Origin of the sequence: Mycolicibacterium iranicum (genome assembly GCF_002101705.1) — a bacterium.
Taxonomy (GTDB): domain Bacteria; phylum Actinomycetota; class Actinomycetes; order Mycobacteriales; family Mycobacteriaceae; genus Mycobacterium; species Mycobacterium iranicum.
The window spans coordinates 23,704-40,056 of the sequence record NZ_LQPC01000027.1; the positions used below are offsets into that span (position 1 = coordinate 23,704).

Genomic DNA, 16,353 nt, shown 5'->3' on the forward strand with positions numbered 1-16,353 from the left:
TGCGGGCACGCGTAACGTCCGCGCAACATGCGGTTGACTGCCGTGCAACATCGTGTCCATAGCGTCACCGGCGGGCTACCGAGTCAAAGGAGAGCAATAAGTGGCAGAAAAGACCGCCGACGACATCATCAAGCTGATCAAGGACGAACAGGTCGAGTACGTCGACATCCGGTTCTGCGATCTGCCAGGTGTCGTCCAGCACTTCTCGATCCCGGCTTCGGCGTTCGATGAGAGCGTCTTCGAGGACGGCCTTGCGTTCGACGGTTCGTCGGTGCGCGGGTTCCAGTCGATCCACGAATCGGACATGATGCTGCTGCCGGATCCCGCAACCGCGCGCATCGACCCGTTCCGGGCCGCCAAGACGCTCAACCTGAACTTCTTCGTGCACGACCCGTTCACCAGGGAGGCCTACTCGCGGGACCCGCGCAACGTCGCCCGCAAGGCCGAGAACTACCTCGCCAGCACCGGAATCGCCGACACCTGCTACTTCGGCGCCGAGGCCGAGTTCTACATCTTCGACTCGGTGAGCTTCGACTCGCGCATCAACGGCACGTTCTACGAGGTCGACTCCGAGTCGGGCTGGTGGAACACGGGTGAGCCGCTCGAGGCCGACGGCAGCCCGAACCGCGGCTACAAGGTCCGCCCCAAGGGTGGCTACTTCCCCGTCGCGCCTTACGACCACTACGTCGACCTGCGCGACGAGATGGCCACCAATCTGCAGAACGCCGGATTCGTGCTCGAGCGCGGTCACCACGAGGTCGGCACCGCCGGCCAGGCCGAGATCAACTACAAGTTCAACACGTTGCTGCACGCGGCCGACGACGTCCTGCTGTTCAAATACATCATCAAGAACACGGCGTGGGCCAACGGCAAGACCGTCACCTTCATGCCCAAGCCGCTGTTCGGTGACAACGGCTCCGGCATGCATGCCCACCAGTCGCTGTGGAAGGACGGCAAGCCGCTGTTCCACGACGAGTCGGGCTACGCCGGCCTGTCGGATCTCGCCCGGCACTACATCGGCGGCATCCTGCACCACGCGCCGTCGCTGCTGGCGTTCACCAACCCGACGGTGAACTCTTACAAGCGTCTGGTGCCGGGTTACGAGGCGCCGATCAACCTGGTGTACAGCCAGCGCAACCGGTCGGCGTGTGTGCGTATCCCGATCACCGGTAACAACCCGAAGGCCAAGCGCCTCGAGTTCCGCTGCCCGGACAGCTCGGGCAACCCGTACCTGGCGTTCGCGGCGATGCTGATGGCCGGCATCGACGGCATCAAGAAGAAGATCGAGCCGCTCGCCCCGGTCGACAAGGACCTCTACGAGCTGCCGCCCGAGGAAGCCGCGAACATCCCGCAGGCACCGACCTCGCTCGCGTCGGTGATCGACAAGCTCGAAGAGGACCACGAGTACCTCACCGAGGGCGGCGTGTTCACCACCGACCTGATCGAGACCTGGATCTCGTACAAGCGGGAGAACGAGATCATGCCGATCCAGATCCGTCCTCACCCGTACGAGTTCTCGCTGTACTACGACGTGTAGTCGGCAACGTTTTAGTCGCTCAGCGACGGCCGGGTGGCGCATTCGGGTGTCACCCGGCTTTCGTTTTGGTCCCGATCCGGCAGGGACAGAAACGGACTGCGGTCCGTAAGAGTAGGCTCACGCGCATGACTTCCCTGGATGCGCGTCTCGCGAGTTACTCGTCGCCGGTGCTGAGCGTCTTCCGCATCGTGTTCGGTCTCGTCTTCACCTTCCACGGCACGATGAAGCTGTTCGGCTGGCCACTGGGACAGGCCGTCCCGGTCGGCACATGGCCGTTCTGGTTCGCCGGTCTCCTCGAGTTCGTCCTCGGGATCCTGATCACCATCGGCCTGTTCACCCGCATCGCAGCGTTCATCGCCTCCGGCGAGATGGCCGTGGCCTACCTGTGGCAGCACTGGGGCATCCTGGGCGGCACACCGGGAAGCTTCTGGCCCTATGACGCTCAAGCGGGCGGCAACGGCGGCGAGGCTTCGCTGCTGTTCTGCTTTGCGTTTCTGTTGCTCGCCACGCTCGGCGGCGGCGCGCTGTCGGTCGACGGGCGCCGCCGGGTCGCGGGCGGTTCAGGCGTGCGACGCGGCCGGGTCGTCACCGGGACCGCAGCTCCCCCGGTCACCGCGGCGCCTGCCGCCCAACCTGTCCGCCGCGGCGGGCTGCTGAGCCGGTTCCGCCGGCCGCGGAATTAGTCGTCTAACCGCAAGTCCTTGCGGAACCGGCGCATCCCGTCGATCTTCTGATCGAGGGATGCGTCGGGTCCGCTGTAGAACATCCACGGCATCGTGATGATGCCCGTGATCCCGCCGGCCGCCGCGCGCTCGAAATGTTCGGGCAGGAAAGCGTCGGTCAGCGGAGTAATGACCTCGAAATCGTCCATCCCCAGGCCTTTTTCGGCGCGTAGCTGCCGCACGAACGCGACCCGCTCCAGCGCCTGGTCGGTGGTGATCAGATCACCGATCCAGCCGTCGTGGCGCGCCGCGCGGCGCAGCGCGATGTCCGACAGCCCGCCGACGTAGATCGGGATCGGTGGCGGCGTCGGTTCCATCTCCAGGCGCGGGGCGTTGTAGAACTCGCCGGAGAACTCCGTCCACCCCGGCGACCACAGCGCCTTCATCAGCTCCAACATCTCGTCGGTGCGCTTGCCGCGACGCTCGAACTGCTGGCCCAGCAGCTCGAACTCCTCCCGGCACCACCCCACCCCGATTCCGAGCTCCAGCCGACCGGAGGCCAGAACCGCCGCAGTACCAATCGCTTTGGCCGCCGAGTACGGGTCCCGCATCGCAGGTAGGTACACCGTCGTCACGAAACGCAGACGCGAGGTGACCAGCGCGACCGCGCCGATCATCACCCATGGGTCCGGCCAATCGGTGAACGCCTCCCACCGCCTCTTGCCGTCCTTGGTGTACGGATACGGCGTCTTCAGCGTTTCCAGATTGATGACGTGATCGGGGATCGCCATCCCGTGGTAACCGAGATCATCTGCGGCCTTGGCGATCTCGACCGCTTCACGCGTGTCGAGAAAGGCGGTCGACACATAGAACTTCATCCGGCGTCTCGCGCCCACGCGGGTTTGATGAACACGCCTTCGGCTTCGACGGTAACGCCGTCGGCGTCCTTGAGGTAGCCGCGGGCGTAGGTCTTGACGCCCTCTGAGCGCTCGACGAATGCCTCGGCACGCACCCGCCCCAGCGGGGTTCCCCGCACGTAGCGCAGGCTGATGGTGCCCGTGAACTTCGGTTGGTTCAGACCCTCGCTGGCCACTTCACCAAGGATGTGGTCGAGTAGCAGCGCGCAGATTCCGCCGTGCACCCATCCGGGCGGCCCCTCATAGGCTTGGCCGAGTGTGAACTCGCTCCAGCACGTCCCGTCGGCCTCGTGTTCGATGATCATCGGCGGGGCGATCGCATTACGCAGTCCCACAGCCGGATTGGCCCACGCCAGCGGTCGTCCCGTGTCGGCGTGCCGCAGGGTGGATGTGGCCGTGCGACAGTCACGCTCCAGCAGTTCGGCGGCCGCGGTGAGATGGCCGAGCGCTTGCCGGACCGTCGCGTCGTCGACCGCGGTGTGGATGCTCGCGTCGATCAGCCGCCTCAGCTCGTCGGCGACCGGCACGTAGCTGGCACGCTGCCGCGCGTACTCGTCGGCGGTGATGACGTCGAACGGGAACTGCATCAGACCTAGCCTCCGAACACTCTGAGCACCACGGCTTTTGCCCTGCGCGTCACACGCAGATAGTTGTCGAGAAACTCGCCGCCGTCGCCGTTGGGCCACCCGGCGGCCACGGCCACCGCGTTGAGCAGTTTTCCTGGCCCCGGCAGCTGATCGGTGGGCTTACCCCGCACGAGCACCAGCGCGTTGCGCGCGCGGGTCGCCGTCAGCCACGCGTCGCGCAGAAGTTCGATGTCGCCCTCGGCGATCAACTCGGCCGCCCCGATGGCGTTGAGCGCCTCCAGTGTCGAGGTGTTGTGCAGCGCCGGGATTTTGTGCGCGAACCGCAGCTGAAGCAGCTGCACCGTCCATTCGATGTCGGCCAATCCGCCCCGGCCCAGCTTGGTGTGCGTCTTTGGGTCGGCACCGCGCGGAAGACGTTCGGCATCCACCCGCGCTTTGATGCGACGGATCTCCTGGACCGCCTCGGGTGACACCCCGCCCGCCGGATAGCGCGTCTTGTCGACCATGATCAGGAACCGCTCCCCCAGCTCAAGATCGCCTGCGACGCGGTGCGCACGCAGCAGAGCCTGGATCTCCCAGGGCTGCGCCCACTGTGTGTAGTAGGCCTCGTAGGACGCCAGCGTCCGGACCAGCGGACCGCTGCGCCCCTCTGGTCGCAGGTTGGCGTCGACTTCGAGCGGCGGGTCGGCGCTGGGTGTGCCCAGCCTTGCTCGGACCTGTTCGGCCACGGTTACCGACCACTTCACCGCGACCGATTCCTCCACGCCCGCATGGGGTTCGCAGACGAACATCACGTCGGCGTCGGAGCCGTAGCCGAGTTCACCTCCGCCGAGTCGGCCCATCCCGATGACGGCGATCCGCGCGGGCGGACCGCCCTCGGGTGCATTCGCCCGGATGATCGCGTCCAGCGCTGCCTGCAGCACCGCGACCCACACCATGGTGAGCTGCTTGCACACCGCGGTCACGTCCAGCATGCCCAAAAGATCGGCTGATGCGATGCGGGCCAGCTCGCGCCGCCGCAGCGACCGTGCCGCCGCGATCGCCCGCAGTGGATCGGAATGCCGGGCCGCCGAGGCCACCAGGGACTTTGCGAACCCTTCGGTGTCGACGTCACAGAGCTTGGGCCCGTTGGGGCCGTCGGCATACAGCTGAATCACCTCGGGTGCTCGCATCAACAGTTCGGGGACATACGCCGACGTTCCGAGCACGTGCATCAACCGCTTGGCCACCGCACCTTCGTCGCGCAGCGTGGCCAAGAACCAACGCTGTTCGGAGAGTTCGTCGCTGATTCTGCGGTAGTTCAGCAGGCCGGCGTCCGGGTCGGGTGTGTCGGAGAGCCAGTCGAGCAGGGTGGGCAGCAGCACCTGCTGAACGCGGCCGCGGCGGCCGGAGCTCCCGGTGAGCGCGGCCAGATGGGTCAGTGCGCTCTGCGGTCCCTCGTAGCCGAGCGCGGCGAGCTGACGTTCGGCGGCATCGGTGCTCATTCCGTCCGAAAGCCCAAGGGAGGCTTCACCAACCGACTCCAGCAAGGGTTGATAAAACAGCTTTGCGTGCAGCCTCGACACCCGGTGGCTCTGCCGCTTGAGCTCCTCACGCAAGACCCCGAGGGCGTCGTGGCGGCCGTCGGGCCGCATGTGGGCGGCCCGGGCCAGCCAGCGCATCGCCTCTTCGTCATCGGCCTCCGGCAGCATATGGGTGCGCTTGAGGCGTTGCAGCTGCAGTCGATGTTCGAGCAGGCGCAAAAACTCGTAGGACGCCGTCATGTTCGCCGAGTCGTCGCGTCCGATGTAACCACCCTCGCCCAGCGCCGCCAGGGCGTTCACGGTCGAGGCGACGTGCAGCGAGTTGTCGTTGCGGCCGTGGACGAGCTGCAGCAGTTGGACGGCGAACTCGACGTCACGCAGACCGCCTGTGCCGAGCTTGATTTCGCGGGTTCGCACGCCTGCGGGTACCAGTTCCTCGACGCGCCTGCGCATGGCCTGCACCTCGGGCACGAAGTCCTCGCGCTCGGACGCCGTCCACACCATCGGCATCAGCGCCTCGATGTAGCGGGCACCCAACTCCATGTCACCGGCGGCGGGGCGCGCCTTCAGCAGTGCCTGGAACTCCCACGTCTTGGCCCAGCGCTCGTAGTAGGCGATGTGCGAGTCCAGCGTCCGCACCAATTGGCCCTGCTTGCCTTCGGGACGCAGACCCGCGTCGACCTCGAAGAACGCATCGGATGCCAGCCGCATCATCTCACCGGCGATCCTGGTGGCCAGCGCCAGGCTGCTGTGCGAGTCGTCGTCGGTGACGAAGATGACGTCGACGTCGCTGACGTAGTTCAGTTCCCTGGCACCGCACTTACCCATCGCGACGACGGTCAGCGCGGGCGACGGCTTGTCACCGCACACCGAGGCCGTCACGACGCGAAGCGCGGCGGCCAGCGCCGCATCGGCGAGGTCGGAGAGGTGTTCACCGACGACGGTGAACGGCAGCACGGGTTCGTTCTCCACCGTGGATGCGACGTCCAGTGCGGCCAGGACGAGCAACCGGTCGCGATACAGGGTGCGCAGTGGCGGGACCGCGGCATGGGCGGAACCCGTTGTCTCGTCTGCCTGTTCGGCGAACATCTCCCGCAGTTCCTGCGCCGAGGGCAGCTTCACCGGTCCCGCGATCAGGCGCCACGACGCGGGGTTGGCGATCAGGTGGTCGCCGAGAGCCAGCGAGGATCCGAGGACCGCGAACAGCCGTCCACGCAGACTTTTGTCCTTGAGCAGTGCGGCGTCGACCTCGGCCCAGCCGGGCCCGAGCGCTTCCGACAGCCGCACGATCGACTTGAGGGCGGTGTCGGCGTCCGGCGCGCGCGACAGCGACCACAACAGTTCGACGTGGGCGTCGGTGTTCCACCCGAGGGCGTCGAGGTCGTTCTGCGCCCTGGGTTCCACGAGTCCGAGCCGACCGACGCCGGGCAGCTTCGGTCGCTGCGTCGCGGGTTTGGGCACGCTCATCAAGGTAGCGCGGCGCGCCCGCGCCTAGAGGGACAGGTAGGTCTTGAGCTCGTAGGGCGTGACGTGGCTGCGGTAGTTCGCCCACTCCTGCCGCTTGTTACGCAGGAAGAAATCGAACACGTGCTCGCCGAGCGCCTCAGCGACCAGTTCGGAGTTCTCCATCTGACCGAGTGCGTCACCAAGACTGCCCGGCAGCTCCTTGTAGCCCATCGCGCGGCGCTCTTCGGACGTCAGGCTCCAGACGTTGTCCTCGGCCTGGGGACCGAGGACATAGTTCTTCTCGATGCCGCGAAGGCCGGCCGCGAGTAGGACCGCGAACGTCAGGTACGGGTTGCAGGCCGAGTCGGGGCTGCGGACCTCGACGCGCCGTGACGACACCTTGTGCGGCGTGTACATCGGGACGCGCACCAGGGCCGACCTGTTGGCTGCGCCCCACGACGCGGCCGTCGGCGCTTCGCCGCCGTGCACCAGCCGCTTGTAGGAGTTCACCCACTGGTTGGTGACGGCGCTGATCTCATTGGCGTGCTCGAGAATGCCTGCGATGAAGGACTTTCCGACGTCGGAGAGCTGTAGCGGATCGCCGGGACTGTGGAACGCGTTGGTCTCACCTTCGAACAGGCTCATGTGCGTGTGCATCGCCGACCCCGGGTGCTCGGCAAACGGCTTGGGCATGAACGAGGCCCGCACGCCGTCGCTGAGGGCGACCTCTTTGACGAGATAGCGGAAGGTCATCACGTTGTCGGCCATCGACAGGGCATCGGCGTAGCGCAGGTCGATCTCCTGCTGACCGGGTGCACCCTCGTGGTGGCTGAACTCGACCGAGATGCCCATCTGCTCGAGCGCGTCGATCGCGTGACGGCGGAAGTTCGGTGCCGAGTCGTGGACCGCCTGGTCGAAGTAGCCGCCGTTGTCCGCCGGAACGGGCGGGGTGCCGTCGTCGGGTCCGGGCTTGAGAAGGAAGAACTCGATCTCGGGATGGACGTAGCAGGAGAAGCCGAGATCGCTGGCCTTGGACAGCTGCCGGCGTAGCACATGGCGCGAGTCGGCCCATGACGGCGAACCGTCGGGCATCGTGATGTCGCAGAACATGCGGGCGGAATGGTGCTTGCCGGAGCTGTCGGACCACGGCAGCACCTGGAACGTCGACGGATCGGGTCGGGCGACCATGTCCGCCTCTGACACGCGCGCGAAGCCCTCGATCGAGGAGCCGTCGAATCCGATGCCCTCTTCGAACGCGCCCTCGAGTTCAGCGGGGGCGATCGCAACCGACTTCAGGTATCCGAGCACGTCGGTGAACCACAGCCGGACGAAGCGGATGTCGCGTTCCTCCAGCGTGCGCAGCACGAATTCCTTCTGCCGATCCATGGTCGAAGCCTAGGTTCCGCCTGTTAATTCTGTGTTACGGCGCTGCTAGCAGCGCAATCCCGCGGGCGGCGGAGTGGCGTTGGTCAGAAATGCCACGACGGCCGTGTCGACGCAGGCATCGCCGTTGAAGACGACGGTGTGCTGGGTGCCGGTGAAAGTGATCAGGCTTGCGCCCATCTGGCGCGCCAAGCCGACACCGGCCTCATAGGGCGTCGCGGGATCTCCCGTCGTGGACACCACGACCACCTTGCCCGGACCCGGCGACCCGACCTCGCCGACCACCGACGTGGCGGGCACCGGCCACATCGCGCAGACGTCGCGCGGGGCGTACCCGGTGAACGTGCCGTAGGACACGAACGGGGCGACCTCGCGTGCGCGGCGGTCAGCCTCGACCCACGTCGCCGGGTCGGTCGGGAATTCGGCGTCCACGCAACGAATCGCGTTGAATGCGTCCTGGCGGTTCGCATAGTGCCCGTTGCGGTCGCGCTGCTGGTAGTCGTCGGCGAGCAGCAGCAGGTCGCTCGGGTCGGTGCCGCGTTGCAGGCCCAGCAGACCGCTGGTCAGGTAGGGCCAAAAGCGCTGTGAGTACAGGGCGCTGACCGTGCCTGTCATGGCGTCCTGATAGCTCAGGCCACGGGGATCCGGCGTCGGCGCGGGACGCGCGACGAGCGGATTGACGAGCTGCTGGAAACGGGTGACGAATTGGGACGGGTCGGTGCCGAGCGGGCAGCCCGGCGACTCGGCGCAGTCCGCCGCGTACTTGTCGAACGCCCGCTGGAAGCCCGCCATCTGGTTGAGGCTTTCGGTGATCGGGTCGAGGCTGGGGTCGACGGCGCCGTCGAGAACCATGGCGCGGACGCGGTCGGGGTAGCGGGCGGCGTAGACGGCGCCCAACTGGGTGCCATAGGAAAAGCCGAGGTAGTTGATCTGCTCCTCGCCGAGCGCGTCACGGACGACGTCCATGTCGCGCGCCGCGGTGGCGGTGCCCACGCTGGCGAGGAAGTCAGCCCCCATCCGATTCAGACACCGCGCGGCGAACTCGCGCATGACGTCTTCGATGTGGGCCACGCCCGCCGGGCTGTAGTCGGCAAGCGGTTCGGTTCGGTAGGCGTCGAACTCGGCGTCGGTGCGGCAGCGCAACTCGGGTGTCGAATGCCCGACGCCTCGGGGATCGATGCCGACGAGGTCGAATCGCCGCAGAATTTCGGTGCCCGCAAGGGCGGAGCCCATCGACGCGACGGTGTCCACTGCGGATGCGCCGGGTCCGCCGGGGTTGACGATGAGCACCCCGATCCGCGGTCCGGTCGCCGGAACCTTGATGACGGCGAGCTGGGCCGCAGCGCCGTCGGGTCGGGCATAGTCGACGGGCACCGCGACCGTTCCGCATTGCGCACTCGGGATCCCCGAGACGTCGCCGACGAATGCCGCGCATGAACTCCACACCGGGACAACGGAATACGGCTCGTCGACGGCGAGCGGCGCGGCCGACGCCGAGGGACACAGCGCAGCCGCGATCAGGGCCAGCGCCGCGATCGTCCGTCCGGCGCGCAGCATGGCAGCCATCGTTGCATGGAATCGCTGTGGGGGGCGCCCCCTGGAATCCAACAGTGACCGGGCTGTTATCGGGCGTCGAGTTCTCGGGTCAGCCCCGTCAGCACCGGGTGTCCGGGGCCGGGACCGTCACGTCGACCAGGTAGCGGGTGGCGATGTCGTCAATGCAGGAATCGCCCTGCAACGCAACGGTGTGCTGGGTGCCCTCATAGGTCACCAGAGTGCCGCCGAGCTGGCGGGCCAGATCGACACCCGCCTGGTAGGGCGTGGCCGGGTCGTTGGTGGTGGAGATCACCAGGATCGGCGGCAGGCCCGTCACGTTGATCTCGTGCGGGGTGCTCGTCGGCGGGACGGGCCAGAAGCTGCACGTCGACATCGGGGCGAGGCCGGTGAATTCGCCGTAGGCCATGAACGGTGCAGCCTCTCGGACGCGGCGGTCCTGCTCGACGACGGTGGCGCGGTCGGTGATCGCCGGCTTGTCCACACAGTTGACGGCGACGCGCACGTCGGTGCCGTTGTTGTAGTGGCCCTGGGCGTCGCGCCCCATGTACAGGTCTGCCAGGGCGAGCATCGTGTCGCCGCGGCCGTCCTTGATCTCGCTGAGCGCCTTGGTCAGGTGACGCCACAGCCCCGGGGAGTACAGCGGCAGGATGGTGCCGACGATCGAGTCGTTGTAGCTGAGCTTGCGCGGGTCGGCGGTCTCGGCGGGTGTGTCGACCAGGGGCCATACCAACGAGTGGTACACGTCGACCGCTTTGGCGGGGTCGGTGCCCAGCGGACACGACGGGTCGATCGCGCAGTCCGCCGCGTAGTCGTCGAACGCCTGCTGGAACGCAGCCGCCTGGCGCACGTCTGCTTCCACCGGGTCGGCGTTCGGGTCGATGGCGCCGTCAAGGATCATGGCGCGCACGTTCTGGGGGAACTCCTCGGCGTAGCTCGCGCCGATCCTGGTGCCGTACGAATACCCGAGGTATGTCAGCTTCTCGTCGCCCAGCGCGATCCGGAGGGCATCGAGATCTTTGACCACACTTGCCGTTCCGACGTTGGCGAGGAAGTCTTTGCCCGCCTTGTCGACGCAGCGCTGCACGAACTCCTTGGTGAGGTTCTCCAGGTGCGCGACGCCTTCGGGCGTGTACTCCACGACGTTGTCCGCGCGCAGCCGGTCGTTGTCGGCATCGCTGTTGCACCACACCGCGGGCGTGGAGCTCGCGACGCCGCGGGGATCGAAGCCGACGATGTCGAAGCGCTCGCGCAGCTCCGTGGGCAGGGTCGTCGCCATCGACGCGGCTGCTTCCTTGCCGGATTTGCCCGGCCCGCCCGGGTTGACGAGAAGTGAACCGATCTTCTCGCCGGTGGCCTTGACGCGGAGCAGACCGATCTGGGCCACATCGCCGCTGGGGTCGTCGGCGTTGTCCCAGTCGACGGGGACCGACAGCATGCCGCATTCGGCACCTGGCGGGATTCCGGTCTGATCCGACGCGCCTGCCTCGCAGGGACCCCACTGGATCGGTGTCCCCGGCCTCGGTACCGCTATCAGCGCGCTGCCTTCCACCACCTCGCTGCAGCCCGCGACGAGCATCACCGGCAGCGCGAGCAGGAGGCCGGGCCGAACGACCGCGGTCTTGAGCTTCATGGAAAGACATGCTGCCATGAACGGGCATCTGCGCTGGCGAGGCGCGTGGCCGCGCGCTGGAGGCTAGCGCGTCGCCGCGAGCAACTCTTTCAGTGCAGCGTCGAATCCGTCCGCCATGTCCCAGAGGTCCGGTACCAGTTCCGGGCACGACACGATCCCGACGTCGAGGTTGCCCGACAGCGACATGACCGTCATGTTCAGCCCCGAGCCGTGGAAGATCGGACCGAGCGGATACATCGCTTTGACCTGGCATCCGAGCATGAACAGCTGTCCCTGCGGGCCGGGCACGTTGGAGACGACGAGGTTGTGCACCGGGCGGGCTCCGCTGAGCCTGCTGCTCGCGTAAACCCGCATCGCGGCGCCGAACACCGCCGGCGCCGCGAACTGCGTCCAATCCTGCAGCAGGGTCGCCGATATCGCAGAACTGTGTTGTTTGGCAATGGAATTCGCTTGCGCAATGGCGCGGAGCCGCTCGGCGGGATCGTCGATGCCGGTTTCCAGCTTGGCGAACATGCCCGAAACCTGGTTGCGCCCAGGCCGATCGGACTTCTCGTGCACCGAGACGGGGACCATGGCCACCAGCGAGTTCTCCGGCAGTTGTCCGTGGTCGAGGAGGAATGTGCGCAGCACCCCGGAGACCAGGGCCATCACCACGTCGTTGACCTTGACGCCGAAGTGGTTTTTGACCGTCTTGATGTCTTCGAGGTCGAGCTGGGCGAAGGCGACATTGCGATGACTGGTCACGTTGGCGTTGAACACGGTTTTCGGGGCGGCGAACGGCGGGGCCATCGTCAGTCCGCTGCGCGCGCGTCTCACGGTGTCGACAACCGTGGCCACGGTGTTGGGCACGACGCTGACGAGCTTGAGCGGCCGGGCGGCGAAGCGCACCGCGCCGCTGACGGCGATCTCCAGCTCGCTTCCGCCTCCCGGCCCATCCACCGGATCGGGCGGCGGCGCGTCCGGCCCTGTCGTGCAGAGCTTCGACATCAGGTTCGCGCCCGTGACGCCGTCAACAGCGGCATGGTGGACCTTCGTCATCACCGCAATGCGCTCGCCGCCCTGCGCTGCGCTGACACCGCCGACGTTCTCGATCACCCACATCTCCCAGAGCGGGCGTGCCCGGTCCAGCGGGAGCGAGGCGATGTGACCGCAGATCTCGGCGAGTTCGTTGCGCCCGCCCGGGGACGGCAGACCGATGCGGTGGACGTGGCGGTCCACGTCAAAGTCGTTGTCCTCCAACCATACCGGGTGATCTAGGTTGAACGGGGTGTCGGCGATCCGCTCACGGAACTCGGGCATCGCCCGGATGCGCAGCGACAGCTGGTCGCGAAGTTTGTCGAACGTGTAGCCGCCGGGCATCGTGGTGGTGTCGAGCTCGAGAATGGAGCACACGTGCAGCGGCTGAGCGGCGGTTTCGAGATAGAGGAAGCTGGCGTCCAGTCCGCTGAGCCGTTGCATGTCGAGATGGTATGCCCACCCACCTGGGGTGTGAGCAAATCCACTTAACGCGCTGTTCAACTTCTGGTGACGTGGTGGCAGACTTGTTGTGTCAGCGAACCCGGGGACCGTCTACGGCCACGAGGATTCACAACGACCGAACCCGATGAGGGGACAACGATGTCTGAGCAGACCGTCTATGGTGCTGTCGTCGAGACCTCCAAGCCGCGCGTGAAAGTGCGAACTCACCACCTCCACAAGTGGAAGTCCGAAGGCCACAAGTGGGCCATGCTGACCGCGTACGACTATTCGACTGCCGCGGTGTTCGATGAGGCCGAGATTCCGGTGCTCCTGGTCGGCGATTCGGCCGCCAACGTCGTCTACGGCTACGACACCACCGTGCCGGTGACCGTTGACGAACTCATTCCGCTGATCCGCGGCGTCGTACGGGGCGCTCCGCACGCGCTTGTCATCGCCGACCTACCGTTCGGCAGCTATGAAGCCGGTCCTGCGCAGGCACTGGCGACCGCCACCCGCATGCTCAAGGAGACCGGCGCGCACGCGGTGAAACTCGAAGGCGGTGAGCGCGTCGCCGATCAGATCGCGGCGATCACCGCGGCCGGCATCCCGGTGATGGCGCACATCGGTTTCACCCCGCAGAGCGTCAACGGCCTCGGCGGCTTCCGCGTCCAGGGCCGCGGTGACGCCGCCGAGCAGACCATCCACGACGCGATCGCCGTTCAGGAAGCCGGCGCTTTCGCGGTGGTGATGGAGATGGTCCCCGCGGAGCTGGCCACCCAGATCACCGGCAAGCTGACGATCCCGACCGTCGGGATCGGAGCGGGACCAAACTGCGACGCGCAGGTCCTCGTGTGGCAGGACATGGCCGGCATGACCAACGGCAAGACGGCGAAGTTCGTCAAGAGATTCGGCGAGGTGGGTGACGAATTGCGCCGCGCCGCCTCTGACTACGCCCAGGAAGTGGCCACCGGAGTCTTCCCCGCCGAGGAGCACTCCTACTAGGCAGCGGGTCAGCCGAATTCGGGTTTGCGCTTCGCCAGGAACGCGTCGACGCCTTCGCGTCCGTCGGCCGACTCTGCGCGTTGGGCGATCAAGCGGCCCTCAAGCTCCATCTGCTCTTCCAAGCCGTTGGAGAACGTGCCGAGCAGCAGCGCCTTGATGCCGCCGTTGGACCCGGCCGCCGTCGCCGCCATCTTCTCGGCGAGCTCGTCGGCGCGTTCGGCCAGTGCAGCGTCGGCGACGACCTCGGTGACCAGCCCCCACCGGTACGCTTCGTCGGCAGACAGCGTTCGGTTGGTGAGCATCAGCTCCTTGGTCTTGGCGATGCCGACGAGCCGCGGCAGGTAGTACGACGAGCTGCCGTCCGGGCTGAGTCCGACGCGGGTGTAAGCCATCGTGAACGATGCCGATTCAGCGGCCAGCACCAGGTCGCCGATGACTGCCAGCGAGAAGCCGGCACCCGCTGCGGTGCCGTTCACAGCCGTGATGACCACGGCGTCCATCCGCGCGAACGTAGCGATGGCGCGGTGCAGGTCGTCGGCAACACCTTTGATGTGCCGTCCCCGGCTCGGCGCCGCCGCGAAGTCCTTGAGGTCGCCGCCCGCGCAGAAGAACCGGCCCGCCCCCGTGACGACGACGACCTTTGTCGCCGGGGTGTCGCAGCGCGCCGCGGCGTCGGCGAGTTCCCGAGTCATGGTGTCGTTCATGCCGTTTGCGGCGTCGGGCCGATTCAGTGTGATTCGGGCGACGGGGCCGGCTTGCTCGAGGGTGATGGTCTGGTAGTCAGTCACACCCCGGACTGTAACGTCCGGGGATCAGAGAGTGCCGTCGAGATAGCGCCCCCGGCAAGCGCGACGCGCGAGCTTGCCACTACTGGTCCGCGGAATCACCCCTGCAGCAACGAGTTTGACTTCTTTTACCGGCACCGCGTGTCGGCGGGACACTTCGGCGCGGATCGCCTCTTGGATCGGGGCTGCGTCCGCACGGCCCGCGCCGGGCGCACGTTCGGCCACGATCACGACCTCTTCACGCCCGTTCCCGGGAACCGAGAAAGCAGCGACGAACCCCGCCCGCACCGATTTGGACGCGCCCGCGGCGGTGGATTCAATGTCCTGCGGGTAGTGGTTGCGGCCGTCGACGATGATGAGGTCCTTGAGGCGGCCGGTGATGTAGAGGTGCCCGTCGAGGTAGACACCGAGGTCTCCGGTGCGAAGCCACAGCGCGGACTCGGCGGAACCCTCGGCGTGGCTGCCGTGCAACAGGCGCGATTGAAGCTTGTTGTGGAACGTCAACTCCGTCTCTTCGGGACGCCCGAAGTACCCGCGGCCGATGTTGTCGCCGTGAAGCCAGATCTCTCCGACTCTGCCGTCGGGCAGCTCGGACTCGGTGGCCGAATCGACGATCACTGCCCACTGACTGCGCGCCACGGTGCCGCACGAGACCTGAATGGCCGCGTCGGGGTGGTCGGCGTCGACGGGCACAGCGCGGCCCATGGTGAGCTGGCGGCGATCGAGGTGGATCAGTGTGGGCTCCGCGTCCGGAGCGGTCGTCGAGACGAACAGGGTCGCTTCGGCCATCCCGTACGACGGTTTGATCACCGTCGGCGCCAAGCCGTACGGTGCGAATGCTTCGTTGAACGCGGTGATGGCGGCGACGCTCACCGGCTCGGACCCGTTGATCAACCCTTTGACGTTGCTGAGGTCGAGCGGTTCGCCCTGGGGCGGCAAACCGCGTTGCGCGGCGAGCGCGAACGCGAAGTTGGGCGCCGCTGCGAACGTCGGACGGTCCGAGGCGCCGAGTTCACGGATCCACCGGAAGGGGCGGCGCACGAATGCCACTGGGGACATCAGCGTGAGGTAACCGCCCGCGAGCGCCGGAAACATGATCATCAGCAGGCCCATGTCGTGGAACAGGGGCAGCCAGCTGACGCTGTCGATGTCGGGATCCAGGCCGACCGAGGCGATCATCTGCACGACGTTTGTGCATGCCGAGCGGTGTGTGATCTCGACGCCGGCCGGTGCGCGGGTGGAGCCCGAGGTGTACTGCAGGTAGGCGACGTCGTCGGTGTGCAGTTGCGCCGGCTCGAACCCGGCGCCGATCGCGTCGGGCACGGCGTCCACGGCGATGACGCGCGGTCGGTGATCCCGGGGCAATGCGCGAAGGAATTCACGCACGGATTCCGCGGCGGCGCTGGTCGTCAGCAGCACCGAGGGCGTGGCGTCAGCGAGCACCGCGTCGAGCCGCTCGGTGTGGCCGGGCAGTTCGGGGGCGAACAGTGGTACCGCGATGGTGCCGGCCTGAATCGCGGCGAAAAAGCCGATGATGTACTCGACGCCCTGGGGAGCCACGATGGCAACGCGGTCGCCGGGTGTGGTCACCTGCCGCAATCGGGCGCCGACGGCCCGCAGGCGCGACAGTAGCTGGGTCCAGGTCAGCTCGACGGTTTGGTCGTGATCGAAGTCCAGATACCGATATGCAGGCGTGTCACGCAGTTCGGCGGCGTTGCGATCCAGGAACGCGGTCAGCGTGGTTCCAGCCGGAATCGCGATGGCACCGTCGTCGTCCAGATAGTCGTCGAGCCTCATCCCTAGACTCATAAAAAAATTGTAAGAGATGCTGGCGCAAAATCATGCCAACACACCGCTTCGCATTGA

At 66.8% G+C, this 16,353-nt stretch carries 12 protein-coding genes; 3 read left to right on the plus strand and 9 right to left on the minus strand.

Features of this window, described 5'->3' with window-relative positions:
* The first annotated feature begins 100 nt into the window (after positions 1-100).
* On the plus strand, positions 101-1,537 hold the full coding sequence (gene glnA / locus AWC12_RS09565; protein ID WP_024445399.1) for a type I glutamate--ammonia ligase: 1,437 nt from the start codon (positions 101-103) through the stop codon (positions 1,535-1,537).
* 125 nt (positions 1,538-1,662) lie between these two features.
* On the plus strand, positions 1,663-2,220 hold the full coding sequence (locus tag AWC12_RS09570) for a DoxX family protein (RefSeq protein WP_085173894.1): 558 nt from the start codon (positions 1,663-1,665) through the stop codon (positions 2,218-2,220).
* Here AWC12_RS09570 and AWC12_RS09575 read toward each other — a convergent pair.
* The 7 genes from AWC12_RS09575 to AWC12_RS09605 all read right to left on the minus strand — a co-directional run bounded on the left by AWC12_RS09575 (position 2,217) and on the right by AWC12_RS09605 (position 12,700).
* Positions 2,217-3,077, minus strand: a complete 861-nt coding sequence (locus tag AWC12_RS09575) for a TIGR03619 family F420-dependent LLM class oxidoreductase (protein ID WP_024445397.1) — start codon at positions 3,075-3,077, stop codon at positions 2,217-2,219. The genes AWC12_RS09570 and AWC12_RS09575 overlap by 4 nt on opposite strands.
* Positions 3,074-3,703, minus strand: coding sequence for a PaaI family thioesterase (locus AWC12_RS09580; RefSeq protein WP_024445396.1), 630 nt, complete (start codon positions 3,701-3,703; stop codon positions 3,074-3,076). The genes AWC12_RS09575 and AWC12_RS09580 overlap by 4 nt, the downstream gene beginning before the upstream one ends.
* A 5-nt stretch (positions 3,704-3,708) precedes the next feature.
* Positions 3,709-6,693 carry a bifunctional [glutamine synthetase] adenylyltransferase/[glutamine synthetase]-adenylyl-L-tyrosine phosphorylase gene (locus AWC12_RS09585; protein ID WP_085173896.1) on the minus strand — a complete coding sequence of 995 codons (2,985 nt, stop codon included), beginning with the start codon at positions 6,691-6,693 and terminating at the stop codon, positions 3,709-3,711.
* 24 nt (positions 6,694-6,717) lie between these two features.
* Positions 6,718-8,058 carry a type I glutamate--ammonia ligase gene (gene glnA / locus AWC12_RS09590; protein WP_024445394.1) on the minus strand — a complete coding sequence of 447 codons (1,341 nt, stop codon included), beginning with the start codon at positions 8,056-8,058 and terminating at the stop codon, positions 6,718-6,720.
* 45 nt (positions 8,059-8,103) lie between these two features.
* On the minus strand, positions 8,104-9,621 hold the full coding sequence (locus tag AWC12_RS09595) for an alpha/beta hydrolase (RefSeq protein WP_085173898.1): 1,518 nt from the start codon (positions 9,619-9,621) through the stop codon (positions 8,104-8,106).
* Between the two features lie 88 nt (positions 9,622-9,709).
* Positions 9,710-11,242 carry an alpha/beta hydrolase gene (locus AWC12_RS09600; RefSeq protein ID WP_207576407.1) on the minus strand — a complete coding sequence of 511 codons (1,533 nt, stop codon included), beginning with the start codon at positions 11,240-11,242 and terminating at the stop codon, positions 9,710-9,712.
* Between the two features lie 63 nt (positions 11,243-11,305).
* Positions 11,306-12,700 (minus strand): WS/DGAT/MGAT family O-acyltransferase, encoded by a 1,395-nt coding sequence (locus tag AWC12_RS09605; protein ID WP_085173902.1) that lies wholly within the window; start codon positions 12,698-12,700, stop codon positions 11,306-11,308.
* Between the two features lie 159 nt (positions 12,701-12,859).
* Here AWC12_RS09605 and panB point away from each other — a divergent pair, with 159 nt between their 5' ends.
* The gene (panB, locus tag AWC12_RS09610) at positions 12,860-13,702 is read left to right on the plus strand and encodes a 3-methyl-2-oxobutanoate hydroxymethyltransferase (protein WP_085173904.1); all 843 of its coding nucleotides are present in this window, start codon (positions 12,860-12,862) and stop codon (positions 13,700-13,702) included.
* An 8-nt stretch (positions 13,703-13,710) separates the two neighbouring features.
* On the opposite strand, the gene AWC12_RS09615 is transcribed toward panB, so the two are convergent.
* Together AWC12_RS09615 and AWC12_RS09620 are read right to left on the minus strand one after the other, a co-directional pair.
* Positions 13,711-14,490 (minus strand): enoyl-CoA hydratase/isomerase family protein, encoded by a 780-nt coding sequence (locus AWC12_RS09615; RefSeq protein WP_024445389.1) that lies wholly within the window; start codon positions 14,488-14,490, stop codon positions 13,711-13,713.
* Between the two features lie 24 nt (positions 14,491-14,514).
* Positions 14,515-16,296 (minus strand): fatty acyl-AMP ligase, encoded by a 1,782-nt coding sequence (locus tag AWC12_RS09620; RefSeq protein WP_036464444.1) that lies wholly within the window; start codon positions 16,294-16,296, stop codon positions 14,515-14,517.
* Positions 16,297-16,353: the final 57 nt, after the last annotated feature.

Coding starts and splice junctions, on each gene's coding strand:
- AWC12_RS09575 (WP_024445397.1), bottom strand. CDS start 3,077: ATGAAGTTCTATGTGTCGACCGCCTTTCTCGACACGCGTGAAGCGGTC.
- AWC12_RS09570 (WP_085173894.1), top strand. CDS start 1,663: ATGACTTCCCTGGATGCGCGTCTCGCGAGTTACTCGTCGCCGGTGCTG.
- panB (WP_085173904.1), top strand. CDS start 12,860: ATGTCTGAGCAGACCGTCTATGGTGCTGTCGTCGAGACCTCCAAGCCG.
- AWC12_RS09620 (WP_036464444.1), bottom strand. CDS start 16,296: ATGAGTCTAGGGATGAGGCTCGACGACTATCTGGACGACGACGGTGCC.
- glnA (WP_024445394.1), bottom strand. CDS start 8,058: ATGGATCGGCAGAAGGAATTCGTGCTGCGCACGCTGGAGGAACGCGAC.
- AWC12_RS09600 (WP_207576407.1), bottom strand. CDS start 11,242: ATGAAGCTCAAGACCGCGGTCGTTCGGCCCGGCCTCCTGCTCGCGCTG.
- AWC12_RS09585 (WP_085173896.1), bottom strand. CDS start 6,693: ATGAGCGTGCCCAAACCCGCGACGCAGCGACCGAAGCTGCCCGGCGTC.
- AWC12_RS09605 (WP_085173902.1), bottom strand. CDS start 12,700: ATGCAACGGCTCAGCGGACTGGACGCCAGCTTCCTCTATCTCGAAACC.
- AWC12_RS09580 (WP_024445396.1), bottom strand. CDS start 3,703: ATGCAGTTCCCGTTCGACGTCATCACCGCCGACGAGTACGCGCGGCAG.
- AWC12_RS09595 (WP_085173898.1), bottom strand. CDS start 9,621: ATGGCTGCCATGCTGCGCGCCGGACGGACGATCGCGGCGCTGGCCCTG.